The sequence below is a fragment of the Pseudomonas sp. G11 genome, from assembly GCF_029457515.1.
GTDB lineage: Bacteria > Pseudomonadota > Gammaproteobacteria > Pseudomonadales > Pseudomonadaceae > Aquipseudomonas > Aquipseudomonas gorinensis.
In genome coordinates this window covers 4206838-4233275 of the sequence record NZ_CP120377.1, presented here as the reverse complement: position 1 = coordinate 4233275, position 26438 = coordinate 4206838, and the positions used below count along the sequence as shown (strand labels likewise).

23 protein-coding genes and 2 pseudogenes are annotated in these 26438 nt (G+C 57.8%); 10 read left to right on the top strand and 15 right to left on the bottom strand.

What is annotated here, in order from left to right; translation table 11 throughout:
* Positions 1–3 precede the first annotated feature (3 nt).
* Positions 4–1089 carry an aromatic ring-hydroxylating dioxygenase subunit alpha gene (locus P2T68_RS19530; RefSeq protein WP_277378081.1) on the top strand — a complete coding sequence of 362 codons (1086 nt, stop codon included), beginning with the start codon at positions 4–6 and terminating at the stop codon, positions 1087–1089.
* Between the two features lie 33 nt (positions 1090–1122).
* Positions 1123–3046, top strand: a pseudogene (locus P2T68_RS19525) (methyl-accepting chemotaxis protein).
* A 729-nt stretch (positions 3047–3775) separates the two neighbouring features.
* On the opposite strand, the gene P2T68_RS19520 reads toward P2T68_RS19525, so the two are convergent.
* The 9 genes from P2T68_RS19520 to P2T68_RS19480 form a co-directional block, all read right to left on the bottom strand.
* Positions 3776–4663: a transporter gene (locus tag P2T68_RS19520; protein ID WP_277378080.1), complete on the bottom strand. Its 888-nt coding sequence runs from the start codon at positions 4661–4663 to the stop codon at positions 3776–3778.
* A gap of 92 nt (positions 4664–4755) precedes the next feature.
* Positions 4756–5880 (bottom strand): hypothetical protein, encoded by a 1125-nt coding sequence (locus P2T68_RS19515; protein WP_010563000.1) that lies wholly within the window; start codon positions 5878–5880, stop codon positions 4756–4758.
* A 20-nt stretch (positions 5881–5900) separates the two neighbouring features.
* Positions 5901–6926, bottom strand: a complete 1026-nt coding sequence (dmpG, locus tag P2T68_RS19510; protein ID WP_042946414.1) for a 4-hydroxy-2-oxovalerate aldolase — start codon at positions 6924–6926, stop codon at positions 5901–5903.
* Positions 6927–6945: 19 nt separating this feature from the next.
* A complete protein-coding gene (locus P2T68_RS19505) occupies positions 6946–7869 on the bottom strand; it encodes a catechol 2,3-dioxygenase (protein ID WP_010562998.1) in 924 nt (307 codons plus the stop codon).
* A gap of 49 nt (positions 7870–7918) precedes the next feature.
* Positions 7919–8215 (bottom strand): 2Fe-2S iron-sulfur cluster-binding protein, encoded by a 297-nt coding sequence (locus P2T68_RS19500; protein WP_010562997.1) that lies wholly within the window; start codon positions 8213–8215, stop codon positions 7919–7921.
* Complete coding sequence (locus P2T68_RS19495) at positions 8215–9162, bottom strand: acetaldehyde dehydrogenase (acetylating) (RefSeq protein WP_277378079.1); 948 nt, start codon at positions 9160–9162, stop codon at positions 8215–8217. The genes P2T68_RS19500 and P2T68_RS19495 overlap by 1 nt, the downstream gene beginning before the upstream one ends.
* 45 nt (positions 9163–9207) lie before the next feature.
* Positions 9208–9399, bottom strand: coding sequence for a 2-hydroxymuconate tautomerase family protein (locus tag P2T68_RS19490; protein WP_010562995.1), 192 nt, complete (start codon positions 9397–9399; stop codon positions 9208–9210).
* Positions 9400–9417: 18 nt separating this feature from the next.
* Entirely contained in the window at positions 9418–10206 is a 789-nt protein-coding gene (gene dmpH / locus P2T68_RS19485) for a 2-oxo-3-hexenedioate decarboxylase (protein ID WP_010562994.1), read from the bottom strand.
* A gap of 13 nt (positions 10207–10219) precedes the next feature.
* On the bottom strand, positions 10220–11005 hold the full coding sequence (locus P2T68_RS19480; RefSeq protein WP_277379761.1) for a fumarylacetoacetate hydrolase family protein: 786 nt from the start codon (positions 11003–11005) through the stop codon (positions 10220–10222).
* 148 nt (positions 11006–11153) lie between these two features.
* On the opposite strand from P2T68_RS19480, the gene P2T68_RS19475 reads away from it, so the two are divergent.
* From P2T68_RS19475 to P2T68_RS19465, 3 genes are all read left to right on the top strand, one after another.
* Complete coding sequence (locus P2T68_RS19475) at positions 11154–12050, top strand: LysR substrate-binding domain-containing protein (protein ID WP_277378078.1); 897 nt, start codon at positions 11154–11156, stop codon at positions 12048–12050.
* 182 nt (positions 12051–12232) lie between these two features.
* Positions 12233–12748: a DUF4405 domain-containing protein gene (locus P2T68_RS19470; RefSeq protein WP_277378077.1), complete on the top strand. Its 516-nt coding sequence runs from the start codon at positions 12233–12235 to the stop codon at positions 12746–12748.
* A gap of 670 nt (positions 12749–13418) precedes the next feature.
* Positions 13419–14714: an aromatic acid/H+ symport family MFS transporter gene (locus P2T68_RS19465; protein WP_277378076.1), complete on the top strand. Its 1296-nt coding sequence runs from the start codon at positions 13419–13421 to the stop codon at positions 14712–14714.
* Here P2T68_RS19465 and P2T68_RS19460 read toward each other — a convergent pair.
* Both P2T68_RS19460 and P2T68_RS19455 read right to left on the bottom strand, forming a co-directional pair.
* Positions 14625–15479, bottom strand: a pseudogene (locus tag P2T68_RS19460) (sugar phosphate isomerase/epimerase); the annotation flags it as partial. The gene P2T68_RS19465 and the pseudogene P2T68_RS19460 sit on opposite strands and share 90 nt — an antisense overlap.
* Positions 15476–16504, bottom strand: coding sequence for a Gfo/Idh/MocA family oxidoreductase (locus P2T68_RS19455; RefSeq protein ID WP_277378075.1), 1029 nt, complete (start codon positions 16502–16504; stop codon positions 15476–15478). The gene P2T68_RS19455 and the pseudogene P2T68_RS19460, both read right to left, overlap by 4 nt.
* Positions 16505–16701: 197 nt before the next feature.
* Here P2T68_RS19455 and P2T68_RS19450 point away from each other — a divergent pair, with 197 nt between their 5' ends.
* Complete coding sequence (locus P2T68_RS19450; protein WP_277378074.1) at positions 16702–17727, top strand: LacI family DNA-binding transcriptional regulator; 1026 nt, start codon at positions 16702–16704, stop codon at positions 17725–17727.
* A 73-nt stretch (positions 17728–17800) separates the two neighbouring features.
* Here the strand turns inward: P2T68_RS19450 and P2T68_RS19445 are convergent, their stop codons facing one another.
* Positions 17801–18619 (bottom strand): SDR family oxidoreductase, encoded by an 819-nt coding sequence (locus tag P2T68_RS19445; protein ID WP_277378073.1) that lies wholly within the window; start codon positions 18617–18619, stop codon positions 17801–17803.
* 140 nt (positions 18620–18759) lie between these two features.
* On the opposite strand from P2T68_RS19445, the gene iolG reads away from it, so the two are divergent.
* The 4 genes from iolG (at position 18760) to P2T68_RS19425 (ending at position 23497) form a co-directional block, all read left to right on the top strand.
* Entirely contained in the window at positions 18760–19770 is a 1011-nt protein-coding gene (iolG, locus tag P2T68_RS19440; RefSeq protein ID WP_152739849.1) for an inositol 2-dehydrogenase, read from the top strand.
* A 110-nt stretch (positions 19771–19880) separates the two neighbouring features.
* Complete coding sequence (locus P2T68_RS19435; protein ID WP_177103708.1) at positions 19881–20933, top strand: sugar ABC transporter substrate-binding protein; 1053 nt, start codon at positions 19881–19883, stop codon at positions 20931–20933.
* 21 nt (positions 20934–20954) lie between these two features.
* On the top strand, positions 20955–22454 hold the full coding sequence (locus P2T68_RS19430) for a sugar ABC transporter ATP-binding protein (protein WP_277378072.1): 1500 nt from the start codon (positions 20955–20957) through the stop codon (positions 22452–22454).
* Complete coding sequence (locus tag P2T68_RS19425; protein WP_277378071.1) at positions 22451–23497, top strand: ABC transporter permease; 1047 nt, start codon at positions 22451–22453, stop codon at positions 23495–23497. The genes P2T68_RS19430 and P2T68_RS19425 overlap by 4 nt, the downstream gene beginning before the upstream one ends.
* A 99-nt stretch (positions 23498–23596) precedes the next feature.
* Here the strand turns inward: P2T68_RS19425 and P2T68_RS19420 are convergent, their stop codons facing one another.
* The 3 genes from P2T68_RS19420 to P2T68_RS19410 all read right to left on the bottom strand — a co-directional run bounded on the left by P2T68_RS19420 (position 23597) and on the right by P2T68_RS19410 (position 26427).
* Complete coding sequence (locus P2T68_RS19420) at positions 23597–24466, bottom strand: MurR/RpiR family transcriptional regulator (RefSeq protein WP_277378070.1); 870 nt, start codon at positions 24464–24466, stop codon at positions 23597–23599.
* Between the two features lie 159 nt (positions 24467–24625).
* Positions 24626–25615, bottom strand: a complete 990-nt coding sequence (locus P2T68_RS19415) for a hydroxyacid dehydrogenase (RefSeq protein ID WP_277378069.1) — start codon at positions 25613–25615, stop codon at positions 24626–24628.
* Complete coding sequence (locus tag P2T68_RS19410) at positions 25615–26427, bottom strand: aldolase/citrate lyase family protein (RefSeq protein ID WP_277378068.1); 813 nt, start codon at positions 26425–26427, stop codon at positions 25615–25617. Before P2T68_RS19410 ends, P2T68_RS19415 begins: the two co-directional genes overlap by 1 nt.
* Positions 26428–26438 lie beyond the last annotated feature (11 nt).

Below are 26438 nucleotides of genomic sequence, written 5' to 3'. Positions count from 1 at the left end.
ATCATGAGTTTTTTGCGTAATTGCTGGTATATCGCCGGTTGGGCCGACGAGTTCATTGAAGGTCAGTTGCTGCCCCGGACGTTTCTCAACGAAAAGATTGTGCTGTTTCGTGACAGCAAAGGTTCCTTGCAGGCGCTGCAGGATCGCTGCCCCCACCGCTTTGTCCCACTGCACTTAGGGCGCCTTGAAAATGACAGGATCCAATGCGCCTATCACGGCCTGAGTTTCGATTGCAGCGGCGCCTGTGTGCACAACCCTCATGGCAACGGTGCTATTCCCAAGGCTGCGCATGTACGGGCCTATCCCATACAGGAGCGTCACGGATTTGCCTGGATCTGGATGGGTGAGGCGGACCGCGCCGATCCGGCATTGATCACTGACTTCAGTCCCGTAGACCCGCAAACCGCTTACATCGGCAAAAGCTACTTGCACGTTAAGGCCAACTACGTGCTTGAGACCGATAATATTCTTGATCTGAGCCACATTGAGTTTTTGCACGGTAACTCCCTGGGCAGTTCTGCCGTGGCTCAAGGTGTCATTGAGGTTGAGCAGCACGGCGAAACCGTGCATTCCAAACGCACCACTCACAACGAACTACTGACTCCAGATCTGGAGCGCCTACGTGGTATTCCCACCGGGAAACGGGTCGATCGCTGGCTCGATGTGCGATGGAATGCTCCCTCCAACATGCTGCTCAACAGTGGTTATACCCTAAGTGGAGAACCCCGCGATCAGGGCCGTTCAGTTTACGTCGCCCACGTATTTACTCCAGAAACTACCGCCACTACGCATTACTGGTTTGGCATTGCCTTCCCTAAAAAACTAGGTGAGGAAGGCAGACGGCTCGCTGAAGAGAATATCCAGTGGCTGCTTCAACCCTTCACCACCGAAGACATGCCCATGCTTCAGGCTCAGCAGGAAGTGATTGGTGATGAGGATTTTTGGGCGCTCAAACCGGTATTGCTGGCTAGCGATGGCGGTGCGGTACGTGCCCGACGCCTTTTGGAGAAGATGATCAAGCAAGAACAAGAAATGACGGGTACCCGATTTGAAAAGCCAATTATCGAGAGCAGCGCTCCAGCCATTTGAAGAACCTATAACAAAAGCCCTATGAGGGATTAAATGAATAATTGGCTCAGTAATATCAGCGTCAACCTTAAGTTGGCGCTGGGCTTCGGCCTTGTACTGGCACTGACCCTGCTTCTTGCCCTGATGGGCTGGACCAGTCTGGAAAGGCTGACCTGGCGGAGCGACCGAATGGGCGATATCGCGCAGTTGAACCTACTGCTGAATAATGTCCGAGTGTCCCGTTTGCAATACATGCTGACTAGTGGTGATGAGACCGCTGCCCAGAAGGTGCAAGTGAGCGTGGGGGCGTTCACCACCCAACAACAGAAACTGCTTGGCACTTTCAGTCAACCGGAAAACCTCAAGCTGCTCAAAGAACAAGTGGCCGGCATTGGCAGCTTCCAACAGTCGTTGAATAAAATGCGCGATGCGTTTCAAGCCGGGCACGGTGCACGCACGGCCATGGGCAGTAACGCCGAGGTCGCTAATAGGCTGATCGCCACAATCTATAGCAGTGTGCTTCAAATGAATCCAGGCAATGCGGATCGTTTCGAACAGCTGCAGGACGTCAGCCGCGTTAAAGAACAGTTCCTGTTGACCCTTAATGAAGTGAATGGTTACATCGCCAACAGCTCTCCGGATACGGAGCAGAGAGCCGTCAACCAGTTGTATGAAACCATTGAAGGATTGAAACAACTCGGTGAAAACTTGAGTATCAGCCAGCAGGACGTACTGCATCAGTTGCAAGGTGCGCTAGCGAGCTACCGTACTGCCTTACTGGCCTACAAAACGGCGAACAACCTCATAACCCTGACGGGCAAAGAAATGGTCAGCCAAGGAAGCGAGATGTGGGCTCGTAGCGAAGCTCTTTATCAAAATCAGTTGGATAGCCGCGACAGTGAAACCGCCCTGATGCGTAGCCTGCAGTTGGTGTGCACACTGTTGATCTTGCTGTTCGGCATCCTCGCGGCAGTCGCCATCACTGTTCAAATTACCCGTCCGATCCGTGAAACCCTCGACATAGTCGAACGCATCGCCACGGGCGATCTCACGCAGAATCTTGTGGTCACTCGCAGCGATGAATTAGGGGTGTTGCAACAAGGTATCCAGCGGATGGGAGAAACCTTGCGCAATCTCATCAGCGGCATTCGCGACGGCGTGACTCAGATAGCCGGCGCTGCCGAAGAGCTGTCAACGGTGACCGAACAAACGAGCAGCGGGGTTAACAAACAAAAAATTGAAGCCGATCAGGTCGCCACCGCCATGCACGAAATGACTGCCACCCGTGCAGGATGTCGCGCACAATGCCGAGCAAGCTTCGCAAGTAGCTTTAGAGGCTGACGATCAAGCCCGCGAAGGTTACAACGTGGTTGCCGAGACCATCGCACAGATCGAGCACCTGGCTGCACAAGTCGTGAGCTCTACAGAAGCGATGAGCGTCCTGCAGAAGGAAAGCGCCAAAATCGGTAGCGTCATGGACGTTATTAAGGCCGTGGCAGAACAGACGAACCTGTTGGCACTCAACGCCGCGATTGAAGCTGCACGAGCCGGGGAGGCAGGTCGAGGTTTTGCTGTGGTCGCCGACGAAGTTCGTGCTCTGGCTCAACGCACCAGGAAATCCACCGAGGAAATCGAAGGTCTGGTCGCCGGTTTACAGAGTGGCACCGAGCAGGTGGCCACTGTCATGAGCAAAAGCCGTACCCTGACCGACAATAGTGTCGGACTGGCTCGTAAGGCAGGTGTCTCACTGGGCAACATTACGCGCATCGTATCGAGCATCCAATCGATGAATCAACAGATCGCGGCGGCTGCAGTACAACAATATGCCGTGGCCGAAGGTATCAACCGCAGCGTCATCAACGTGCGCAATGTTTCCGAACAATCTGCTACTGCGAGTGATGAAACCGCTGCCTCCAGCGTGGAGTTGGCACGCCTGGGTAACCAGTTGCAACAACTGATCAATTATTTCAAGATCTGATGAGCGAGATCGCTCTCAGGTATTGAATGGGGTGCGTGAAACATCCACCACTTGAGGTCTATGTGCCTGACCGTGAGTAGTCGGTAGTCGATGGATGTTCCTGGTGCAACCGTTACACCGAAAAAGCCAAACGGTAGCTCATGGTTGCGCACCGCGTCGAATATTTTTTCCGTGTTGATGTGGAGGCATGGCCATTGGGGGAAGGTCGTGGACAGCAGAGCGGGGCAATCCCAGGCGGACTCAAGAATCTGAGATTCATGAGCCATAAGATTGCACCAGCGTATGGCAGCATCGATGGGACGATAAAATACTTTTGTCACTGGATTGTAGCTTTGGGGTGTGTACATAGCAGCCTCTTCATGTCTGAGGGAACAGAACCGCTAGGTACGTTTTAAAGGCTCGTACTAGCCTGAGCATCCGTGCGGTGACTGTTCCTTGATTCGGTTTTGCGTGACGGCAAATTGATATCCTATTTATGAGATATTAAGATTCAGTTAGATGTAGCTGTTACTCTTGATCAGCAACATTTGCAATATGGTACTTGTCCCCGATAAGATAATATGTGTCAGGCTGCTGCGAGCGCAATAAACTCTCAAAGACATCGGCATAGTTGGATGCCGCAGAAGCCTGAAGCCCTTTCCCTTGGCTGCAGGTTCTGCGGTCTTCTCGCCAGGATCTAGTTATCTTCTATAAGAAATCTAAATGGATGACGGAAGGTGATTTCCCAGGTCAAAGTGGATAAGTCAATTTCAGCCAGTAGGCACTCCCCTCCGGCCTGTTACGCACATCGCTTTCCTGCTGCCACTTGGCGGTTACAAACCAGCCCGAGGCGCTGTTGTATTTAATTGAAGGGCCAATGGCAAAGGCACGTCCCTTGTTGTCGGTAACGCGATCACCGTCTTGCCGGTCGTCTGTGACCTGGTGATAGATATACCCCCCAATGCCCACGACCCAGCCATTGCCCATGCCCCAGCCCAAGTCGTAATCAGCATGGGCTTCCTGGCCTGAACGGTAATGGGTGGTGGGGTTTTTCGCGTTGAAGTCATACATCAATTTGATATCCATGTTCGGACCAACGGGGTCGATGTAAGAGAACGCTGCCACTGGCTCTGCGGCCCAGTAATTGCGTCCGATATTGGCCTGGTTATCTTTATCGTACTGACCTGTGGGCGCGATTATGTCCAGTGCGTAGACGGCATGAAACTTGTCGCTGTAGTGATAGCCCAGCGCAGGGCCGAAGATGATGTCGCCTAGACCGGTGCGATGATCGCGGTTGCCGTTGACGGTTACGGTGAGGTCGACCAGCGGGGCGATAGCTTGGAACGCCAAGTCGCCTCCCAGTACTGTCTGTTGCGTTACCCATACCACTCGCGGTGCGATGACATTGGCACGCAAGCGAAAGTCAATGGCCTGAGAGTGCCCGCCATTGTTCTTCAGGTCGTTCGCGGCATAGTGCTCGCTATAGACCTGTGCGTACCAGCCCGGTGGCGGCAAGGCGCCGGACAAGTAGTTCTCGGCACCCATGGGGTAGGACGAGCCGCCCCCTTCAGAGGCCCATGCGGTGCCAAGCGTGCAACTCAACACGCCAATGAGGAAAAACCGTTTCTTGTTATTCATGTGGTTATCCAGGATTCGAGGCAATAGAGCGCCCAGCCGCCCGAGCGGTAAAGCGCTACCGTGTTTAACGAAAGACGTTGAATGCGTTGAGATCAGGCTTTGCGCAATGGCCAGAAATCAAAGTACTGACTGGACACAACCAGCAGCGGGAAGGTCATGGCCAGTAACGCAGAGGCGAGCCAAAGTTCGTGGGTATAAGTGGGCGCGCCCTCGCTCATTGGCCCACTTAGGAGCGGCCCCAGGGCCCAGTAGAGGCGCGGCAAAACGGCACCTGCCAGGCAGGCGATACCCAGTTGCAACAAACCCCTGACGGGTTGAGTTCGGTGTTCAAACAACTGGTCTTCAAACATCAGTAACGGTACCAGTGCGCCAAACAGTAGGGCGATGGCGCCATGCACCATGAACTTCACCGGTTCGATTCCCAGCACGCGAGTGCCCAGCCAATAGAGCAGCGCAGTCACAGCCATCGTCTGAACGGTGATGGCAACCGCCAGCAACCGTGGTTTGCGTGCCAGTGTCGCAGTGTTCAGTGGCCAGAAGTCCAGCAGCACGCCGGAAAACACGACACTCACACTGGTGACTGCAAAGGCCAGTATTTCAAACGCTGCGAACAGACCGTGGGGGTCAAGACTTGCAAGGTAGAACGGCGCCTCGGCCATCGCGGAGAAATCGAACAGCACACAGAACAACAGATAGCCCAGGCCATAAGCTACCAGCAGTGTCCCGATGCCGAGGATCGCCGGATTCTCGGTAAATGACGAGAGTGGCCAGCAGCGCCAGACAATCACGAACCAGAACGTCAGCAGCACGCAGAAGATCACATACATCAGTGTGAAGGGCGTAGGTGGCCCGACTTGCTGGGCCTGGGTATAGAAGATCACCGCACTGACCGCACACGCCACGGCCAGCGTCAAAACCAGCATTACCAGCCCCTTGGCCGGCTGGGGTAATGCCGCGACCCAGCCAGGGTATTGGCTGCGCCAGAGCATGGACAGCACGATCTCCACGGGCACGCCGACGACAACCACAAAGGTCACCCAACTGGCGAAGAAATCACCTTTGAAGCCACCGATGATCAACAGTGACAGTGCCATGACCACCAGCAACATGAGGCTGCCAAGCACCGGTTGTCGCGCCAGCGGAGCTAGCGCAACCCGGCTCGGCTGGCGCAGTGGGGTGGGGTTGTCCTGAGTAACGCTATTGTTTTTATTATTCATGCTCAGTGCTCCTGGTAGGGTCAGCCTGCTTTTTTCAGCAGGTCGAGGGCGACATCGACAATCATGTCTTCCTGGCCGCCGACCATTTGCCGGCGGCCCAGTTCGACGAGAATGTCCAACGTCTTGAGTCCGTAATGCTCGGCAGCGACTTCGGCATGGCGCAAGAAGCTTGAGTACACACCGGCATAGCCTAGGGCCAGGGTTTCCCGATCGACCCGCACGGGACGGGTTTGCAACGGGCGCACGATGTCATCGGCGGCATCCATCAGCGTGTACAGATCGGTGCCATGGTTCCAGCCCAGACGCTCGGCCGCCGCGATAAATACTTCCAGTGGTGCATTGCCCGCACCGGCCCCCATGCCGGCCAGGCTGGCATCGATCCGGTCGCAACCTTCCTCCACGGCGACGATGGAGTTGGCCACCCCCAGACTCAGGTTGTGGTGCGCGTGAATACCGGTTTGCGTGGTCGGTTCGAGCACGTCCTTGAGGGCTCGGAAGCGCTCACGAATATCCTGCATGTTCATCGCTCCGCCAGAATCGACGACGTAGATACAAGTCGCGCCATACCGCTCCATCTTCTTCGCCTGCTGGGCGAACGCAGCCGGTTCGATCATATGACTCATCATCAGGAAGCCCACCGTGTCCATGCCCAGGCCGCGGGCATGTTCGATGTGTTGCTGAGAGATATCGGCCTCTGTGCAATGGGTCGCTACGCGAACGATGCTGGCCCCTGCCTTGTGTGCGTTGTCGAGATCGTGAGTAGTGCCAATGCCGGGTAACAGCAACGTTGCGATCTTGGCGTGGCTGATAACATCCGCCACTGCCTCGATCCATTCAATATCGCTATGGGCGCCAAAGCCGTAGTTGAAACTGGAGCCCTGCAGACCGTCGCCGTGAGCGACTTCAATGCTGTCGACTCGGGCCTTGTCCAGTTCGCGAGCGATGTCCTGCACATTCTTTATCGAGTACTGATGGCGCACGGCGTGGCTGCCATCGCGCAAGGTCACGTCGGAGATATAGAGTTTTTTGTTCATTGGGGGTCCCATTGAGCATCTGAATAAATGATCAGGTCATCACAGTCAGGAAGCGTTCGTTGAGTACGCGGCTGTGATAGAAAATCGCCTTGCCCAAGTGTTTTTCATCCCAGGTGATGGGCTTCTGATCCGGGTAGTGGAAGTCTCCGCCGGCAAATACTTCGTTTCGGTTGCCCGAGGGGTCGAAGAAGTAAATGGTCTGGCCATGAGTGATACCGTGGCGGGTTGGGCCAAAGTCCAGCGAGGTGTCGCTCATGGAGATCAAGTCTCCCGCGCGCAACAGGCCTTCCCAGGTGTCGATCAGGAACGAGGCATGGTGGAATCCGCCGATGTTCCCGTCCTCGATGAATGCGACGTCATGGGCCTTGGTCGACAGTGAGAGGAAGTTGGCCACGGCATGCCCCTCTTCGTTGACGACCTGTTCGGCAAGGTGAAAACCCAGGACGTCGATAAACAGTTCACGGGTCAGGTGCAGGTCGCCGCCGTGCAGTTGGCAATGGTCGAAGCGCATGGCGCGCATGCCTTTGAGCCCGCGAGGCCAGGCTTCCGGATTCTTCTCGGCAATACCCCAGCGGCCGGTGTATTCCTTCTCTGCATACAGCTCGAACCAGTGCCCGGAGGGGCCGAAGAAACGCACGCGGCGTCCGCAAAAATCCAGCTCGCCGGCAGGGATATGTTCGACCTGGCAGCCGTAGGCCAGCAGGTCTTGGGTCAACTGCACCAGCGACTGATCGTCGATGACCTTGTAACCCATGAAATCCATGCCCGGTTTATCCGCTTCAACCAGCACCACTGAAAAGCGTTCCACCTCTGTCCAGCCCTTGAGGTAAACCCTGCCTTGGCTGTCACGGTGGGTCAGAATCAACCCCACCAGTTCAACGTAATGTTTGACTGAGGCTTCCATGTCCAGCACACGGATTTGCACGTGGCCAGGACGCAATATGCCTTTTTTCATGATTTCACCTGTCTGTTGTATTTGTTTTTTCGGCTGCCCGAAGGGGCGCCTATATAGGTTCTTTCAATCGCTCGATTTCCAGATCGCTCTGGGGGATAACGCGGCACGCCAATACGAAGCCTTGCTCCTGTTCTCCGTCAGCAATATGTTGGCGGCTCATTCGCCCGCATTTGTAGTCCCCTGACAGGATTCGCACCTTGCAAACTCCGCAGCCGCCACCGCGACAGCCCACAGCAATGGCACGGCAACCTGCCAATTCCATGGCGCGCAACAGTGGGGCTCCGTCCAGCACCTGGAACACCTCGCCGCTTACGCGTTCGCGGATGCAGTGTGTTCGCGCGCCCATCAGTCCAGGTTGCCAGGCAATGCCGTGGTTGCCGCCAACCGTTCGGCACAGGCCAGTGCTGCCGAGGTCATGATGTCCAGATTGCCTGCATAGGCGGGCAGGTAATGCGCTGCACCTTCCACTTCGAGAAACACCGAGACCTTCAATCCGCGTGTCAGGCCCAGGCCAGGCACATTGACCGGCGTGTCGATCTGCTCGAACTGTACCGCCTGCTTGAGCCTATAACCCGGCACATATGCATGTACTCGGGCCACCATTGCTTCGACACTGGCGGTTATCGCTTCGCGGTCGGCGGGGTCACACAGTACAAACACGCTGTCGCGCATGATGGGTGGAGGCTCCGCCGGGTTGAGGATGATGATTGCCTTGCCACGTGTTGCACCGCCCAGCACTTCAATGGCTTTGGCTGTGGTTTCGGTGAACTCATCGATATTGGCCCGTGTGCCCGGGCCTGCCGAATGGCTGGAGATCGAAGCTACGATTTCGGCGTAATGCACCTGGGTCACCTGGGAGATGGCCTTGACTATCGGTATGGTCGCCTGGCCACCGCAGGTCACCATATTGATGTTGGTGGCCTCCAGTTCGTCATCCAGATTGATTGCCGGTATCACGTAAGGACCGATGGCCGCGGGTGTGAGGTCAATTACTCGAATGCCGTGTGCCTGCAATACGGTGTTGTGGTGCGCATGGGCCTGTGCGGACGTAGCATCGAACACGATGCCAATATCTTTGAATTCGGGTAGCTGTAGCAAACCCTCGACGCCGTCGGCGGTAATGGCGACGCCCATGCGTTTGGCTCGAGCCAGGCCATCCGAAGCGGGGTCGATACCGACCATTGTACCCATGGCGATGTGTTCGCCGTGGCGCAATACCTTGATCATCAGGTCGGTGCCGATGTTTCCCGAGCCGATGATTGCAACTTTGCAACGAGCTGTTGTCGTCTTCATGTGAACCCCAGACACTTATTGTTTTGGTCTTGCGTACAGCACTGGCTAGCGACCGCGTTGCTTGGCGGTCTGACCGGCAATACCGAAGTCGGTATTGGGCACTTCGTTGATGATCACGCGCACCGATTCGATCGGTGCGTCCAGGGCCTCAACTGCAGCGCGTGTCAGTGCTTCGATTAGGCGCGCTTTCTGTGCTTCGCTGCGACCCTGGATCAGGTGGACTTGCATGATGGGCATAGCATTACTCCAGACGAGTTAGACGAAACGCATTGAGACGGAGCCCAAATGCTGATAGCGCACAGTGATGTTGTCTCCGGCCTGGACTGCGATCGCTTCTGTGGCGCCGCCGGTCAAAATCAGGGTGCCTGCGGGGATTTCACGTCCTTGGGCGCCCAGCATGTTGGCGAGCATTGCGACGCTTTGCGCTGGGTTACCCAGCACGGCTGCGGCGGAGGCAAGGGCTACGATCTCGCCGTTTTTCTCCATCACCACGCCGAGGTTTTTCAGGTCCAGTCCCTGCACGTTGCGATGGCGGCCTCCCAGTACGTAGCGTGCAGACGAGGTGTTGTCGGCGATCACGCTTTTCAGATCGAAGCGGAAGTTCTCGTAGCGAGAGTCGATGACTTCGACGGCAGGCAGAATGAAATCGGTCGCTGCCAAGACGCTGCCGACGTTGCAACCTGGGCCACGCAGGGGCTTGCGAGTGACAAAGGCAATTTCGGCTTCGACCTTGGGGTGAATCAGCCCGGCAGTTTCGATAACACCGCCGTCGGCAACCGAGCCGTAGTCAGTGATAAAACCGTGGATCGGGTCGATAACGCCCATCTGGCGCATCTTGGCGTGTGAAGTCAGGCCCATTTTCAAGCCGGCAATCCGCACGCCCCGGCCGATTTTAAGGGCACGAATTGCGTCCTGAATCGCGTAGGCGTCTTCCCAATCCATTTCGGGATAGTCGTCCGTAATTTTATGGACGGCTCGGTTTTGCATTTCCGCTGCGTCCAGGTGCACCGCCAGTTGCTCGATAACGTCTTGTGTCAGGTTCATCAGGCATTTCCCTTCAAATAAAACGTACGCCGGCCGAGCCGATGCCGCCGATGCTCATACGCAGATTGTCACCGGCTTTCACGGCAACCATGGCGCCCAGCGAGCCGGACAAAATCACTTCGCCGGGTTTAAGGGTCATGTCCAGCGTGCCCAGCGTATTGGCCAGCCAAGCTACGGCATTCGCGGGGTGGCCCAGTGCTGCGGCACCCGCGCCCGTCGAAACGATCTCGCCGTTGAGCTCAAGGGTCATGCCGACCAATGAGAGGTCGAGTTCACGCGGGTCGACGGCGCAATCGCCAAGGATAAACAGGCTTGAAGAGGCGTTATCCGCCACGGTGTCCTGAATCTGAATCTTCCAGTCACGGATGCGCGAGTCGACGATTTCGAAGCAAGGCATTACGTATTCAGTGGCCCGCAATACATCGGCAACGGTAACCCCCGGGCCGGCCAATCCGTGTTTGAGGATGAACGCAATTTCGCCCTCTGCCTTAGGTGCGATCAACTCATTGATCGCGATAGCCGCTCCGTCTTCGCGCAGCATTGCGCTGGTCAGGTGGCCGAAATCCGGCTGATCGACTTTTAGCAAGTCCATGACTACCTGGCTGGTCACGCCGATTTTTTTGCCAATGACGCGCTCGCCGTCGATTTCGACGCGATGCGCCAACACACGCATTTGAATGGCGTAAGCATCTTGCAAAGTCAGGCTAGGGACGCGTTCGGTGAGCGGGGCGATGGGTTGGCTATCCTTGAGCGCGCGATAAAGCTCATCACTTAACTGCTCGATAAACATGGGCTGCATAAGAAGGCCTTTTATTGGTTTAGTCCTGGTCCTGATGCGCAAGACCTTTAGGCAGCTCATGGTGTAAAAGTTAGACGATGCCGTCCAATGCCATATAATTACTAACTGATGCCGATCAGGCATCGTTGACGAGCCCTCAGGTACCCCCATGGAAATCAGGCAGCTGCGTTACTTCATTGCCGTTGCGGAAGAGTTGAACTTCAATCGCGCCGCTGAGCGATTGCACATCACTCAACCCGCGTTGAGTCGACAGATCCAACAGCTTGAAGAAGCTATCCCAGCAGTGCTGCTGGAAAGGAACTCTAAGCGGGTGACGCTCACCGACGCTGGCAAGTCGTTCTATGAGCACGGGATCAGGATTCTGGAGCAATTGCAGCATGCGGCGGATGAGTCGCGCATGTTGTCAGTGGGCCAGAGGGGGAATCTGAGTGTGGGGATATTCGGTTCGGCGATCCTGGATTTGATCCCCCAAGTCCTGCACCGGTTTTCTACGATTTATCCCAATGTGAATGTCTCGCTGCACCCCATGGACAAAGATGCCCAGATCCAGGCATTGCGCGAACGCCGCCTCACCATCGGTTTCAATCGATTGGTCCCGGCAGAGCCGGATATCGAACAGGAACGGGTACGAACGGAACCCCTGATCATCGCGATTCCGGCCACGCATCCGCTGGCAAAACGAAAGGAGGTTGAATTAGGGGATGTGCTGGACGAGCCTTTGATCCTGTACCCGCGAGGTGTTCGGGGCAGCTTGATGGTTCAGGTACGCAAGTTGTATTCCGAGTATGGAGCGGTGCCCGTGGTTGCCCAGGAAGTCACAGACGTAACCACCAGTATCGCGTTAGTGGCCGCCGGAGGAGGGTTGAGCATTGTGCCTAATGCGGCGAAAAACTTGCGTTTGCCTGGCGTGGTTTATAAGCCGCTGAAATGTCGGGGAGACTCATCAATAGAATTGATTTGCTTGTATCGCAAAGGTGACAAATCACCCGTTCTGCAGGCTTTTCTGCAGACGATACGGGCGTTTATTGGCGAGACAGATAGCTAGGTCTGATCTGCAATATGCTATGAATAATTGATCCGTCGTATTGAATGTATCTCGAAACTTTACCTTGGTTTACAAACTATTTACGCCCGGAGCGATATTATCAATGGGTTGTCAACATCAAATAACATCTCGCGTGGACACACTTATTTGCCCGAACAATTGGACATCAAGAGCGAGCAACCATGGACGCCTTTCCTTTGAAAAACGTGATCAACCGTTATGCGACTCCCTTGACGACGGGCTTTTTTCTAGTGTCTCTGATTTCGGGCGTGGCGCTGTTCTTCCACTGGGCATCTGGATTTTTCCATAGCATGCATGAATGGCTGAGTATGGTACTACTCGTTCCATTTACCTTGCATATGTGGAAAAACTGGGGTCCCTTGATGGGTTATATCAAGCGCAAGACATTGTTTCTGCCGTTGCTGCTTTCGCTTGTAGTCGCGGTGCCTTTTGCTGTTTCAGGCATGGGAAACAATCGTGGTGGAAACCCGGCATTCGCCGCAGTACAACTGGTGACTAAGGCACCTTTGACCGACAGTGCACCACTCTTCAAGAATACGCCTGACGAGTTGATCACGAGGCTGCGTGGACGCGGTCTGGTAGTTGCGTCCTCCAGTGAAAGCCTCGAGCAGATTGCGCAGTCTGCAAACATGCAGCCTGCGCTCTTGGTCACTGAGTTGATGAATGAGCGACAGTAACCTCATTTGATGTTGACTGAAGCCTCTGCTCAGAGCTGTGCCGAGAGTCCCTGCAGAGGCTGGCTCAACTCTGCCACGCCCACTGCCAAGCCTGGCGCATAAGGCAGTACAAAGACCACTGTGAGCCCCCTCAGGGAAATTATCCCGAACCACGCGGTGGAGACCTGGCTGTGGGTCTCAACCGGCGCTGGCGTCAAGAAACTCCAGTTAGTAGCACCTTCAGGAATTTAGGATGCCTCCGTATACAGAGCACGCCCGTCAGCCGGTGAACGCAACCTATTGTTTGTCGCGGACGCATTTTTCAACCACATGCCGGAATTTCATTGATCCAGTTTTGAATACCAAGCTCGTTGTTGAACTTTGCTTCTAGGCTGCTGGATTGGGTCAGCACAGTAAAGTATCTGGGGCAAAAACGCATTGGCGGTAACACGCATACTTCTTCACGCCTCAGCCTCCACCGGAGAAGTGGGGTCGCCAGCCTGAGGACATTCAACGAATCACTTTTCATCCGATAAGAAAAACCGATACCCGCTTAAGGATTTCCCAGAGGCGGAGCAGGCATCTGCGGCTTTAGAGTCACGCCCATCGTTCGATCGTCGGACTGGAGTTTGAAGCCTGTGCTTACGCAAGCGCGGTTGGAATTTCTACAAAAATAATAAGGTGAAAAAATATGACTCACGAACCGGTCGATATCAAAGCCTGGATCGACAATCGGCCTGTGGCCAAATACCAGTGGTTGATCCTTGCCTTGTGTTTTTTCGTTGTATTGTTCGATGGTTTTGATGTAGCGGTGATGGGCTTTGTTGCGCCGTCACTGATTCAGGAGTGGGGGCTGTCACGGGCAGCCTTTGGGCCGGTGATGAGTGCAGGCATGGTCGGTCTGGCCATCGGCGCCTTGACTGCTGGCCCCTACGCAGACCGTCTGGGCCGCAAAAAAATAATGCTGTTTGCCGTGACCGGTTTCAGCGTGTTGAGCCTGGCTTGCGCCTTCGCCCGCAACCCCTACGAATTGGCCACTTTGCGCTTGTTGACCGGCATTGCGCTGGGCGCCGCCTTGCCCAACACCACGACGCTGCTGGCCGAGTACCTACCGGAGCGTAATCGCTCGCTGTTTATCACTATCATGTTCACCGGTTTCAACATGGGTTCGGGGTTGGGTGGCTTTGTTGCCGCCTGGTTAATCCCTAGTCACGGCTGGCAGTCGGTGTTGCTGTTTGGCGGCATAATGCCGCTGCTATTGTTGCCTTTCCTGTGGTTGCTGCTGCCTGAGTCGGCACGTTTTCTGGCTGCGCACAATGTGCCTGCCACTCAGATTGCTAAGGTCCTGAACAAGTTGGGAGGGACTTTCAGTACGGCAACCAGATTTGTCATGTCCGAACCTCAGGTCCAGCGCAAAGCGCCGGTGCGCATGCTGTTCACTGAGCAGTATCGTTTTGGAACGCTGGCGTTGTGGCTGACCTACTTCATGGGCCTGCTGGTGATCTACTTGACCATGGGCTGGATGCCGACCCTGCTGCGTGATGGCGGCTTGTCCATCGAGCGCGCAGCGACCATTACCGGGCTGTTCCAGATCGGCAGCACGCTTGGCGCCATCGTGGTCGGCTGGGCCATGGACCGACGCAATCCGAACGCAGTCATCGCCACTTCTTATGCATTGGGCGGTGCGTTTATTCTGTTGCTTGGGGCCTTCAGCTTGGAGTCGGTAAAGCGCTGGTGCCGGGAACAAGGGCTTTTTCGTGTCTGGACGACGGTATTATTTTCTCGGCCAGGGTCAGATGGCCTGGGGTTTGAAGTCGCCGACGGCAACCGGCATCACGTCCTTGAGCAGGGCCACGGATTTTTCCAGGCCCTCAAGGCTGTTGAGCAGCACATCCTCGTGTTCAACCGACAGCCAGCCATCGTAGCCGGCCATTTTCAGGCGGTAGCAGAACTGCCGCCACCATTGCTCGCCGTGGCCAAAACCTAGGGTGATGTAGGACCAGCTGCGTGCCGGGATATCCATCAGCGAGCCGTTTTCCAGCAGTGAATCAACGGCCTGCAGTGGGGCGTTGAGCAAGGTGTCCTTGGCGTGCACGTGATAGATCGCCTCGCCCAGTGCCTCGGCAGCCACCAACGGGTCGGCGCCCATCCAGAACAAGTGCGAAGGGTCGAGGTTGGCGCCGATCATCGGGCCGATGGCCTCGCGCAATTTCAGCAGCGCCCGCACGTTGTACACACACTGGTTGCCATGCAACTCTAGGGCGATGCGCTCCACTCCATGTGCCTGGGCCAGGTCGGCGATTTCGCTCCAGAATGGCAGCAGCCGCTCTTCCCATTGGTAGCGCAGAATGGTCTGGGTCTCCGGCGGCCAGGACGCCACCACCCAGTTGGGCATGCGGTCGCCGATCTGGCCTTCGGGCAAACCGGACATAGCGCAGACGGTCTTGATCCCCAGTTCACCTGCCACGCGAATGGTGTCCTTCAGGCACTGGCCCTGTTCCGGTTGGGTGGGATGCAGTGGGTTGCCGTTGGCGTTGAGGGAAATGATTTCCAGGTTGTGTTCTTCAAAAGCGCGCTTGAATTCGCGCCGATTCGCGGCACTGTCGAGCATCTGCGCTAGGTTGAAATGTGGTGCGGTGGACCAGCCGCCGGTGTTCACTTCAAGGCCAGAGACGCCCAGTCGTTCTGCGTGCCTGAGCACGTCCCGAAAGGGCAGCGCGCCCAGGCTGTCGGTGACAAATCCCAGTTTCATGACAAGGCTCCTTCGCGTGACAAGTACAGGGCGGGGGTGTCTAGGGCGCGTAAGCTGACGCGGCGGCCTTCGCTCAAGGCCTGAATCCCTGCCTGGGCGACCAGGGCGGCGCAGTAGCCATCCCAGGTATTGGCGGCATGGGCCGGGAACACACCGGTATTGACGAACGCCAGGAACGCCTTGTCTTGCAGGCGGTAGGCCTCGGCGAAGCGCGGGCGCCAGTCAGCGGCATAGCGCTCTGCGGCCTGCCTCTGGGTGTTGACCCGGGTGTGAACGGGGCAGGCCAGTTGCACCGAACCTTGCTCGCCCACCAACTCGCCGCGTACGTCGTAGCCGTAACGGGCGTTGTTGTTGATTTCGATGTTCACCAAGTGGCCGTCGCGAGTTTCCAGCACCATGAACACCGGGGCGTCCACGCCGAGAGTCGACCGCCGCGCGGGTTGGAACACCGAAATGGCGCTGTACTCGGTGTCGAGCACATGGCGCACCACGTCGAATTCATGGGGGGCGGAATTGCTGATTGCCATCTGCCCGCTGAAGTTGGCTGGCGCTTCGACGTTGCGATGGAAGTTGTGCATCATCACCGCGCGGCCGATAACACCGTCCTGCAAGGCGCTTTTCATTTCCCGGTAAGCCGGGTCAAAGCGGCGCATAAAGCCCAGTTGCACGAACTGGCGGCCCAGGGATGTCTCCTTGTCGATCACGGCCAGGCATTCTTCCGGACTTTGCGACAGTGGCTTTTCACACAGGGCGGGCTTGCCGGCATTGATCGCGGCCATCGACAGTACGGCATGGGTCTCGTCGGGGCTGGCAATGATGATCGCATCCACATCGGCCCGCGCCAGGGTCTGCATCGGGTCGCTGGAAACGTCTGCGGAGCCATAACGCTCGGCGATTTCCCGGGCGCGCTCCGGGGACGCGTCACAGATCACCTGCAAGGTGGCGCCCGGCAGGTCCTGGGCGATGATACGGGCGTGATCCGCCCCCATGATGCCGGCGCCGATGACGGCAATTCGTATGCTCATGATGTGGGGCGATCCTTGCAAAGTTTGTTTTGGTTGTTGTGGGGCGATTATCTGCAGCGCGAAATCATCCTTCAACGACTACCACCGCCTGTTTCTGATGTGATTCCAATCAAATGAGCCTGATGCTGGATCTGGATATAAACGGCGTATCTTGGTTATCTTTGATTGGAATTCCATCATTGTCAGGAGTGACTGGTATGGCTCGTGAAGCACTGGGACATGTATGGAAGGGGCCTACCGTCAACGAGATAGCCAGGATCGCAAGGGTGGGGCCAGCCACGGTCGACCGGGTGCTGAACAACCGTCCCGGGGTGCGCGACGGCACCCGCCTGAAAGTGCTGGCGGCACTGGACAAGCTCAAGCGGGACCTGGCCGATGGCAAGGGGACGTTGCACATCAGCCTGTTCTGCGACTCGGGGGAAACCTTCAATGCCACCCTGGCCAGCGCCGAGGCGCAGGTGAACAGCTCTACGCCAGGGGTCGTGGTGCACGGTCATTATGTGCCGACCAATCAGGTCGACCCCGGCGCGTTTGCCGATCAGGTCCAGGCGCAGGGCGCGTCGGCCGATGGCGTGATTGTGGTGTCACGCGAACACCCGGCGATCAATCGGGCCATTCGCAAGCTTTGCAGTCTGGGCATTCCGGTGGTCTGTCTGACTACCGACCTTCCCAATTCGGGGCGCAGCGCCTACGTGGGAAACGACCAATACGCGGCAGGCAGTGTCGCCGGCCTGTTGATCGGCAATGCCCTGCCCAAGGAACCTGCCAAGATACTGCTGGTTACCAGTGTGCCGTTTCGCTGCCAGCAAGAGCGGGAGATGGGCTTCAGGCGGGTGCTTCGCGGCGAGTTTGCCTACCTCAAGATCGATGAGCGGGTGATGTCTGATGATCGCCCGCAAACCACCCGCGATCAGCTCACGCGCTATTTCAACAAGTATGGTTATCCGGCGGCCATCTACAACGTTGCGGGCGCCAACCGAGGGGTTGCCCAGGCCATCGATAGTCTTGCGGGGGAACAGCGGCCCATGTTCGTCGGCCACGAACTGACCGTTCACACGCGGGCGATGCTGGAGGCAGGTGTCATGAATTACGTGATTTCCCACGATTTCGTGGGCGAGACCGCAGCGGCGGTGCGCTGGATAAAAGGGGCGACCGAAGGCGTGGCGGCAGTGCCGGCCCCGACACCCATTCTGGTCCACACCAAGTTCAATTGCGCTGGTTGAGGCTACCCGTCACGGCGGCGGAACGATATGGGGTCGGCTTGGCCGGAACGGGTATTGACTCATCGCGCGTCGCTTAGAGAGCCAGCTTCGCTTCGGGCGTGGGCGGCCCGTACTGGTAAGCGCCCCACACCGACTGGTCGAAGTTGACCACCGATCCGGTCATCATCCCCGACTCTTCGCAGCCCAGGAACGCCACTGCTTTGGCCACTTCCTCAGGGGCGAGCAGACGCCCGAACGGTTGCTGCGCCGCGACTTCGGCCAGCCAATTATCATCGGCACCGTGGAATTCACGCTGGATACGATCTTCGCCATCGGACGCCATCCAGCCGATGTTCAGCTGGTTCACGCGAATCCGGTTGCGCATGGCGGCGAACGCCGTATTGCGGGTCAGGGTGGCTAGCGCCGCCTTGGAACCGCAGTACGAGGCATTGAAGGGTTGGCCCGCGTGGGCAACGATCGAACCGATGTTAATGATTGAGCCTTCGATGTCGTCGCGGATCATGCGCTTGATCACTTCCTGCATCAGGAAGAACGGTGCTCGGGTGTTCACCGCGAACATGCGGTCGAACAAGTCTTCATCGGTGCTCAGGATGTCCCCGCGCTCGGTCAGGCCTGCTGCGTTGACCAGCACATCGATGCGCTGAAAGATCTCGTCTGCGGTTTTGATGACGTTGCGGCAATCGGCCACCTTTGCGAGGTCGGCCTGGACGAAATGCACCGCGCAACCTGTTTGCTCGCGAATGCTGCGGGCGACGGCCTCACCTTTAGTGGTGCTACGGCCGCAGGTCACGATACCGGCAGCGCCTTCGTTAGCCAGATACTTGGCGACGGCAGCCCCCAGCCCCTGAGTCCCGCCGGTCACGACAACGATCTTGCCTTCAAATCGTTTCATCTGAAATTCTCCTGTGCAATGAAAATTGCGTTTTTTGTTGGTATGGAATTTATATTGACATCGATGTGAGGATGCAAGATATTTCGCTTCACTCAAGAACAAAAAACAGATGCAGAGATGCATCACGTCAGGAGAAACCTATGCTACGCATTGCCGTTTTGGGTTGTGGTCGTATTGGCCAGATGCACGCTGATAACGTTGCCAAACACCCCCGAGCTCAATTGGTCGCTGTCTATGACGTTCATCGCCCTTCGGCCGAAAAGGTCGCGCTGGCGCTTGGCGTTCCTGCTGCACAAACGGCCGAGGAAATCTTCTCCTCCTCGGAGGTGGACGCGGTACTGATTGCCACCGCCACCCCTACCCACGCTGATTACATCGAGAAAGCCATCGCCGCGGGCAAGGCTGTGCTGTGCGAAAAACCTATCGATTTGAGCCTTGAGCGGGTAAATGCCTGTGCCGCGAAAATCGGCAATACCCGGCTGCCGATCCAGATCGGTTTCAACCGCCGTTACGACCCAGGTCACAGTGCCGCTCGTACTGCCTTGCTCAACGGCGAAATCGGCGACCTGCACCAGGTCATCATTACCTCCCGTGACCCAGGCCTGCCACCGCGTGCCTATCTGGAAGCGGCGGGTGGCCTGTTCCGCGACATGACCATCCATGACTTCGACCTTGCCCGCTTCATGCTCGGCGAAGAGCCGACCGAAGTCTTTGCGCTGGCCAATGCGCTGGTCGATCCGGCGTTGGGTGCAGAGCTCAATGAAGTGGACAGCGCGATGTTCATCCTGCGCACCGACTCGGGCAAGCAATGCATCATCAACAATTCGCGCGCCGCGGTGTATGGCTACGACCAGCGCGTAGAGCTGTTGGGCAACAAGGGCATGCTGATTTCCGATAACCGCAAGCCCCATGAACTGCGCCGCTTCACCAGCACCACGGTGGAAACCAGCGAGCCTTACCAGTTCTTCTTCCTGGAGCGCTACCACGAGGCGTTCATGGCTGAGATCGACGGCTTTGTCGACTGCGTGGAGAAAGGCGCTGCACCGCTGGCCAGCTTCGAGGACGGTCGCAAGGCGTTGATCCTTGCTGAAGCGGCGTATCTCTCGTTGCACGAGCGTCGCTTGGTGCGAGTGGCCGAAATATCGGATTGATCAGGACGTCAGTCTGCGTTCACTTTCACGATAAAACGCTGGCGATGCCAACCGGGAAAACCGGGTGCGCGTCGCGGCGGCTTCCAATAACAATAAAGAGTAGGAAGAATATGAAATTGTCCACGAAGCATAAGCACGCGGTATCTACACTGGTCGCCAGTGCATTGGTACTGGCCATGGGGGTAGGCACGAGCCAAGCCCAAAGCAATCCTGAAGTCAGGGTAGGTTTTACCCCGAAATTCCTCAAAGACGACTTCCAGACGCTGATGCTGGACCTTTCCAAGAAGGCGTTCCAGGCCAAAGGGTTCACGCTGTTGGGCGCCCCTGATCCGAACGGCGATGTGACCGCCCAGGTGGATGCCTTGCAAAACCTGATTGCCAACGGCGCCAACGCCATTGTCTTTGCGCCGATCGACGCCGCTGGCATTGTGCCGGTGATCAAGCAGGCCAATGCCGCGAATGTGCTGGTGTTCTCCATCGACGATGTGCCATCGGGGGGCAAAGTCACCGCTTCGATCCGTGCCGATAACGTCGATGCCGGTGCCCAGGCGGCCAAGGAAATGGTCAACCGCCTGAGCAGCAAAAAGTGCTGGGCGGCCCACACCTGCACGGTTCTTGAGTTGCAAGGCGGGTTGACCACGCCCAATGGCCTGGATCGCTCCAAAGGCTTCGCGCAGACAATGCAAGGGCTGGCGCCCGCGGTGAAACTGATCCAGCGGCCCACCGACTGGACGGCCGACATGGCTGCCGATGCCACCCAGAACGTCTTGACCCAGGTTCCTTCCCTGAGCGGCATTTTCATGGCTTCCGAGTTGATGGCCACGGCGGTCAACGCGCAGGTCAATGCCGCCGGCAAAGGCGCGTCGGTGGGTAGCCCTGATTCGATTATTCGCATCGCCGTGGATGGCACTCCTCAGGGCCTGCAGTTGATCCGCGGCAAGGCACTGGATGCGACGATCTCACAGCCGCTCAATGCCTATGCGACGAAAACCGCCGAGTTGATCGACCTGGTCTCCAAGGGTGGCAAGATCGAAATCGGGCCGCGTGACGATGGCCAAATCGTTGATACCCCCGTGGGGCCTCAGTATCAGCTCAAGGCCACGCTGGTGACGTTGGCCAACGTGGAGTCGCCCCAGTTGTGGGCCAACATGGTCAACAAGTAAGCCGCACACAGGGTTGAAACCATGAATCTGAATAGCAACGACGCCCCGCGCGCCATCGTCGAAATGCGCAATATCGCCAAGACCTTTGGCTCTACCCGCGCTTTGCGCGGGGTGGACTTCACTCTCATGCGCGGAGAAGTCCATGCGCTGCTGGGGCGTAATGGCGCAGGAAAAAGCACGCTGGTTTCCACGATGAGCGGGTTCACGCCCGCGGACTCGGGCACCATCAGAATCGCCGGTACCCAGGTCACGGCCAACGCCCAGAATTACGCGGCAAAAATCCGCGAGGGCATCGCCCATGTGCAGCAGACGCCGCAGCTGTTCAACCTGCTGACGGTGGCCGAAAACCTGTTTCTGGAAAACCCCAGGGTCCGCGGCAAGTTCGGCACGGTCAGCCGTGCCCGCACGCTGGCATTGGCCGAGGAACTGCTGAATAACTGGGCCATCGACATTCGTGCCGATGCGCTTGTAGGCGAGTTGGACGCAGGCACCCGGCAATTGCTGGAAATCATCAAGGCGCTCAGCCGTGGTGTGCCGGTGATGATTCTCGACGAGCCAACCGCGGCACTGAGCAACGCCGAGAAAAAGATCCTCTTCGAACAGGTGCGGGCACTCAAGGCCCAAGGGGTGTCGTTCATCTATATTTCCCATCACCTGGATGAGATTTTCGAGATCGCCGACGTCGTTACCATTCTTCGTGACGGCCAGGTCGTGCGCGAGCGTGAGCCTGTGGGCTGCCTCGATGTGGACACCATCGCTGATTTGATGATGGGCAAGAAGACGCTACGCAGCATTCGCAAAGACTACACCCGCGAGCGGCAGCCGAGCCTGATCGAGGCCAAGGGCATTCGTATCGGTCCTCGCTCGGAAAATGTCATCGATTTTGAAGTGCGCGCCGGTGAGATTGTCGCCCTGGTCGGGCCGGTTGGTGGCGGCAAGGAGGCGTTGGCGATGATTCTGGCAGGCCAGCGCAAACCCGAGCAGGGACACATCAGTAATCCACGCGGTCCATTGCCCAAGATCGGGCTGGTGCCCACCGACCGGCATGTGAGCGGGTACGTGGGGCTGCTGGGGGTGCGCGAAAACGTGGTGATCGGTGGGCTGGACATCTTGTCCAACCGCTTCGGCTTTATCAGCAAGCAGGGCGAAACCGAACACGTCGAGCGGTTGGCGCAACAGACCCACGTAGTTGCCTCGACCCTCGAGCAGCCTGTCAGCCAACTGAGCGGCGGCAACCAGCAGAAGGTCGTCTTTGCCCGAGCGCTGTGCCGCAGCCCTGACATCGTCGTGGCGCTGAGCCCCACGCGCGGTGTTGACGTCGGTGCCAAGGAGCAACTCTATGCGCTGCTCCGGAACCTGGCTCGCGAGGGGCTGGGTGTCGTGGTGGTGTCGGACGAAGAAGATGAAATCGCCCAGTTGGCGAATCGAGTCGTCATCGTCTTTGACGACGAGGTCAAAGACCAGCTCGTGGGCGACTACACAATAAAAGATCTGGTATTACGGATGGAAGGTGTCCTATGAGCACAGATATGGTTAGCAACTCCAAACTCACAAAGCCGGCCGAAGGCCGTTCCAGGTTGGCGGCATTCGGCACGTCTTTTGTTGCCGACGGTTATACGATGTACCCCGTCATCCTGCTGTTGGTGATCATCGGTGCGATCGTCGCGCCGCGCTTCGCGACCGCCACCAACCTGGTGAACATTCTCGAGCAGATCAGTGTGCTGGGGCTGACCACCATTGGCCTGACATTCGTGGTCCTCATCGGTCGTCTGGATCTGTCGCTGGAAGGCGTGGTCGGTTTCGCCCCGATGTTTGCCGCCGTGACGCTGGTGCCTGCCGCGGTCGGCGGATTGGGCCTGGAACTGCCGGCGTGGATGGGCCTGGTGGTGGCGCTCGGGGTCGCCGGTGCGATCGGTTGGTTCAACGGTTTCATGGTGGTCAAGGTCGGACTGAACCCGTTCATTTCGACTTTGGGTCTGCTGGTACTGCTGCGCGGCGGCGTATTGATCATCTCCAATGGTCGCTCGATCTACTCCCCAGGCAAGGCACTGACGTTCCTGGGCTCGGAAAAAGTCCTTGGCGTTCCATTGTCGGTGCTGGTGTTTATTGCCATCGCGGCGGTGGTTGGGGTGATCTTCAAATACCATCGCTACGGCCGGGCGCTGTACGCCATTGGCGGTAATGAAGAAGCGGCCAGGGCTGCGGGTATCAATGTCGATAAAGTCATCTGGTCGGCGTTTATCTTTGCCGCACTGCTGGCCGGGCTGGCCGGGGTGATGATGACCGGACGCCTGGATTCGGCGGTCACCACCCAGGGGCAGGGCATCATCTTCTCGGCGTTCGCGGCGGCGGTGATCGGTGGGGTGAGCCTTGGGGGAGGGCGGGGGACCATCGTCGGTGTGGTCAGCGGCGTGTTGCTGATTGGCGTCATCAATAACTTGCTGACCCTGGCCCAGGTGCCTTCGTTTTATGTACAGGCTTCCACGGGGGCGGTGATCATCATTGCCGCCGTACTGACCACCATCGCCAGCCGGCGTTCCAGCGGAGTCAAGACCAGGACTTGATGGTTTAACCCATGCAAAAGCCCCTGCCATGCAGCCTGCTTCATTCAGGTTTCAGGGCAGGGGCTCTCTTGTTAACGGCCAGACCAAACCGATGGCTGGTCACGCCTCTGTGACGGTGGGAATGCGCGGTGGGACGGATTTTTTCAGGCGTGATGCGACCGCCACGGTCAGCGCCTGGACCAGGCACATGGGCGCCGCCAGCGAGCGGGAGAAGGTGTAGTCCGGCTCGGGCACGGCGAACAGCACCGAGGCGCTCTTGGCGATGGGCGACAAGGTGCTGTCGGAGATGGCCACGATCGGCACGCCCGCCGCTTTGGCTTCCTCGGCGACGTTGACCACCTCCGTCGCGTAGAAGCGGAAAGACACGGCAATCAGCAGATCGTGCGCGCGCATCGTGCGGGCAATGTGCGTGGCCAGCCCACCGCCAGCGTCCAACAGCAGGCAGCGCTTGCCCAGCATGGTGAGGCCATAGCGCAATAGCTCAACCACCGGCGAGGAGCGCAGCTGGCCGATAAGATAGACGGTGTCGGCTTTTTCGATCAGGTCTACTGCGTCGGACAGATCCGCAGTGGGGGTGCGTTCCAGCATGTCCTGCAGTGAAGCGATATCGCGCAGCACCAGCTCGTGCAGGAAACCATATTCAGAGGTGTCCTGGCGGTTCTGCAATTCGCTGCTCAGCGCCCGCAGGCGTGCTTCGAACCCTGGGGCGGCGGTTTCCAGGCGGCGCTGAAACAGCACCTGGAGATCTTTGAAACCCGTGTAACCCAATGCCTGCGCGAAGCGTACGAAGCTGGATGCGTGAATATTGCAGCGCTCGGCAATGTTGTTGACCGAATGCACGGCCACTTCATTTGGATTCTGCGTCAGGTATACGGAAATGCGCTGATAGGTCTTGCTCATCTGATCATGACGTTCATGGATCAGGCGAATCAGATCTTCATAATCCCTGGGTGGATCGGTGGGTTGCATGTGTTGCCTCATTCCTGGTTCGTACACGGCGCTCACATTATAGCGTGCGCCCTGAAATTCAAGTGCGGCAACCTGTTTGCCCACAACGACGAACGCCCGGCAGCAGCACCGGGCGAGTCGCGAGCAGGCCTCGTCGAGGAAGCCGAATTTCCCGTTGCGTCAGGCCGACAAGGGCGGCTGGAGCGGGGCGAGGTGAGCACTATTGATGACCAGTGTCGGGTCCACCGTGCCGGCGAGGAAGTTCATCGCGTTCTCGATGGACGAGATTGCCATGCGTTCGCTGCACTCAGCGGTCAGGCCGGCGATGTGAGGGGACAGGATCGCGGTATCTTGAGTGAGCAGGACCGATTGCCGTGTCGGTGGCTCATCGTCGAATACGTCCACGCCCGCGGCCCCCACGTGGCCGCTGGCCAGTCCCTCGGCCAGGGCCTGTTCACAGACCACCCCACCACGCGCGGTGTTGGCGATGATGACCCCTGGTTTCATGAGCGCAAACTCTTGCGGACCAAGTGTCGGCCGCTCGCCCCGTGGCGTATGGACCGAGATGAAGTCAGCCCATGCCAAGCCTTCTTCCAGCGATATCGGGCGCACGGTCCCCTCAGGCCAGCCGGCGCGCTCCAGGAACGGATCGAAGGCGCGTACTTGCATGTTGAATCCGCTGGACATGTTTGCCAGGTGACGGCCGATGCGCCCGTAACCGATGATCAACAGGTTCTTGCCGGAAATCTCCTGCTGTTCCAGGCCATTGCGCCACCCCCAATCGCCGATCTTGCGCACCGAGCGATCGGCTCGGACGGCGCGTTTGGCGCCCGCCAGCAATTGCATCATGGCGTGCTCGGCCACGGAGATGGAGTTCACGTCACCGACCACGGTCAGACCGATCCCCCGGGCGTTCAACGCCTGCAGATCGACCGAGTCGTAGCCAACCCCGTGCCGTGACACCACCTTGAGCTTTTTGGCTTTGGCGATGGTAGCCGCCGACAACGGTTGAGTGCGGATCACCAGGGCGTCGGCCTCGCCAATCAGTTGCGCGCAGGATGCTTCGGAAACTTCCTCGACATAATCTACGATCACCCCGCGCCGCTCGTACTCTTTGAGTAATGCCACGCCGGTAGGATGGAGTTTTCCAGCGACCAGAAGACGAGCCATCAGTAGCTCTCCTTTTTAACGTTCTGTTCGGTTTGCCCGGCTGTCAGCTTGCGCCAGGAGGCCACGGATTGCGCACTGGCCGCGGCCAGCAACCGGGTGTCGCCCGAAACGGTGGTCATGTCAAAGCCCCATTCAACGGCCCGCGCGGCATATTCAGCCGTGCCGCAGTGCAGCGCGGCTTTCTTGCCGTGACGCTTGCAGGTGGCGAGGATGGTTTTGATGGCCTCGATGACCTCGGGTTCTTCGCGATCAAACGCAGGTGTCAACTCGCCCCGCGAGAGCGAAAAGGCCAGGTCGGCCGGCCCCACGTAGATACCGTCGAGCCCTGGAGTGGAGACGATTTCCTCAAGGTTGCCCATGGCCTCGGCGGTCTCGATCATGGCGAAGGCGAGGATTTCGCCGTTGGCCTCGGCGGCGTAGTTCGCACCGGCGGGGTAGGCGGCACGGGTAGGGCCGAAGCTGCGCTCGCCCAGCGGCGGATAACGCATGTAGCGTACGAACTGTTCGGCCTGGGCGCGGCTGTTGATCATCGGGCAGATGATGCCGTAGGCCCCGGCATCCAGGATTTTCATGATCCAGCTGGGATCCAGCCATGGCACTCGGGCCATGATCACCGCGTCGGAGGCGCGCATCGCCTGGAACATACCGAGCACGTCCTTGTAGTCCACCGCTCCGTGCTGGATGTCGATGGAGATGGCATCGTAATCCTGGGCCGCCATGATCTCGGCGCTGAAACTGCAAGGAAGCGACAACCAGCCATGCAGCACAGGTTTTCCTTGAGCCCAGATCTGGTGCAATTTATTTTTTTTCATTTAGGGCCTCT

Excerpts from the sequence above, each read along its gene's own strand:
- P2T68_RS19530 (WP_277378081.1), top strand. The coding sequence starts at position 4 with ATGAGTTTTTTGCGTAATTGCTGGTATATCGCCGGTTGGGCCGACGAG.
- P2T68_RS19520 (WP_277378080.1), bottom strand. The coding sequence starts at position 4,663 with ATGAATAACAAGAAACGGTTTTTCCTCATTGGCGTGTTGAGTTGCACG.
- P2T68_RS19515 (WP_010563000.1), bottom strand. The coding sequence starts at position 5,880 with ATGAATAATAAAAACAATAGCGTTACTCAGGACAACCCCACCCCACTG.
- dmpG (WP_042946414.1), bottom strand. The coding sequence starts at position 6,926 with ATGGGACCCCCAATGAACAAAAAACTCTATATCTCCGACGTGACCTTG.
- P2T68_RS19505 (WP_010562998.1), bottom strand. The coding sequence starts at position 7,869 with ATGAAAAAAGGCATATTGCGTCCTGGCCACGTGCAAATCCGTGTGCTG.
- P2T68_RS19500 (WP_010562997.1), bottom strand. The coding sequence starts at position 8,215 with ATGGGCGCGCGAACACACTGCATCCGCGAACGCGTAAGCGGCGAGGTG.
- P2T68_RS19495 (WP_277378079.1), bottom strand. The coding sequence starts at position 9,162 with ATGAAGACGACAACAGCTCGTTGCAAAGTTGCAATCATCGGCTCGGGA.
- P2T68_RS19490 (WP_010562995.1), bottom strand. The coding sequence starts at position 9,399 with ATGCCCATCATGCAAGTCCACCTGATCCAGGGTCGCAGCGAAGCACAG.
- dmpH (WP_010562994.1), bottom strand. The coding sequence starts at position 10,206 with ATGAACCTGACACAAGACGTTATCGAGCAACTGGCGGTGCACCTGGAC.
- P2T68_RS19480 (WP_277379761.1), bottom strand. The coding sequence starts at position 11,005 with ATGCAGCCCATGTTTATCGAGCAGTTAAGTGATGAGCTTTATCGCGCG.
- P2T68_RS19475 (WP_277378078.1), top strand. The coding sequence starts at position 11,154 with ATGGAAATCAGGCAGCTGCGTTACTTCATTGCCGTTGCGGAAGAGTTG.
- P2T68_RS19470 (WP_277378077.1), top strand. The coding sequence starts at position 12,233 with ATGGACGCCTTTCCTTTGAAAAACGTGATCAACCGTTATGCGACTCCC.
- P2T68_RS19465 (WP_277378076.1), top strand. The coding sequence starts at position 13,419 with ATGACTCACGAACCGGTCGATATCAAAGCCTGGATCGACAATCGGCCT.
- P2T68_RS19455 (WP_277378075.1), bottom strand. The coding sequence starts at position 16,504 with ATGAGCATACGAATTGCCGTCATCGGCGCCGGCATCATGGGGGCGGAT.
- P2T68_RS19450 (WP_277378074.1), top strand. The coding sequence starts at position 16,702 with ATGGCTCGTGAAGCACTGGGACATGTATGGAAGGGGCCTACCGTCAAC.
- P2T68_RS19445 (WP_277378073.1), bottom strand. The coding sequence starts at position 18,619 with ATGAAACGATTTGAAGGCAAGATCGTTGTCGTGACCGGCGGGACTCAG.
- iolG (WP_152739849.1), top strand. The coding sequence starts at position 18,760 with ATGCTACGCATTGCCGTTTTGGGTTGTGGTCGTATTGGCCAGATGCAC.
- P2T68_RS19435 (WP_177103708.1), top strand. The coding sequence starts at position 19,881 with ATGAAATTGTCCACGAAGCATAAGCACGCGGTATCTACACTGGTCGCC.
- P2T68_RS19430 (WP_277378072.1), top strand. The coding sequence starts at position 20,955 with ATGAATCTGAATAGCAACGACGCCCCGCGCGCCATCGTCGAAATGCGC.
- P2T68_RS19425 (WP_277378071.1), top strand. The coding sequence starts at position 22,451 with ATGAGCACAGATATGGTTAGCAACTCCAAACTCACAAAGCCGGCCGAA.
- P2T68_RS19420 (WP_277378070.1), bottom strand. The coding sequence starts at position 24,466 with ATGCAACCCACCGATCCACCCAGGGATTATGAAGATCTGATTCGCCTG.
- P2T68_RS19415 (WP_277378069.1), bottom strand. The coding sequence starts at position 25,615 with ATGGCTCGTCTTCTGGTCGCTGGAAAACTCCATCCTACCGGCGTGGCA.
- P2T68_RS19410 (WP_277378068.1), bottom strand. The coding sequence starts at position 26,427 with ATGAAAAAAAATAAATTGCACCAGATCTGGGCTCAAGGAAAACCTGTG.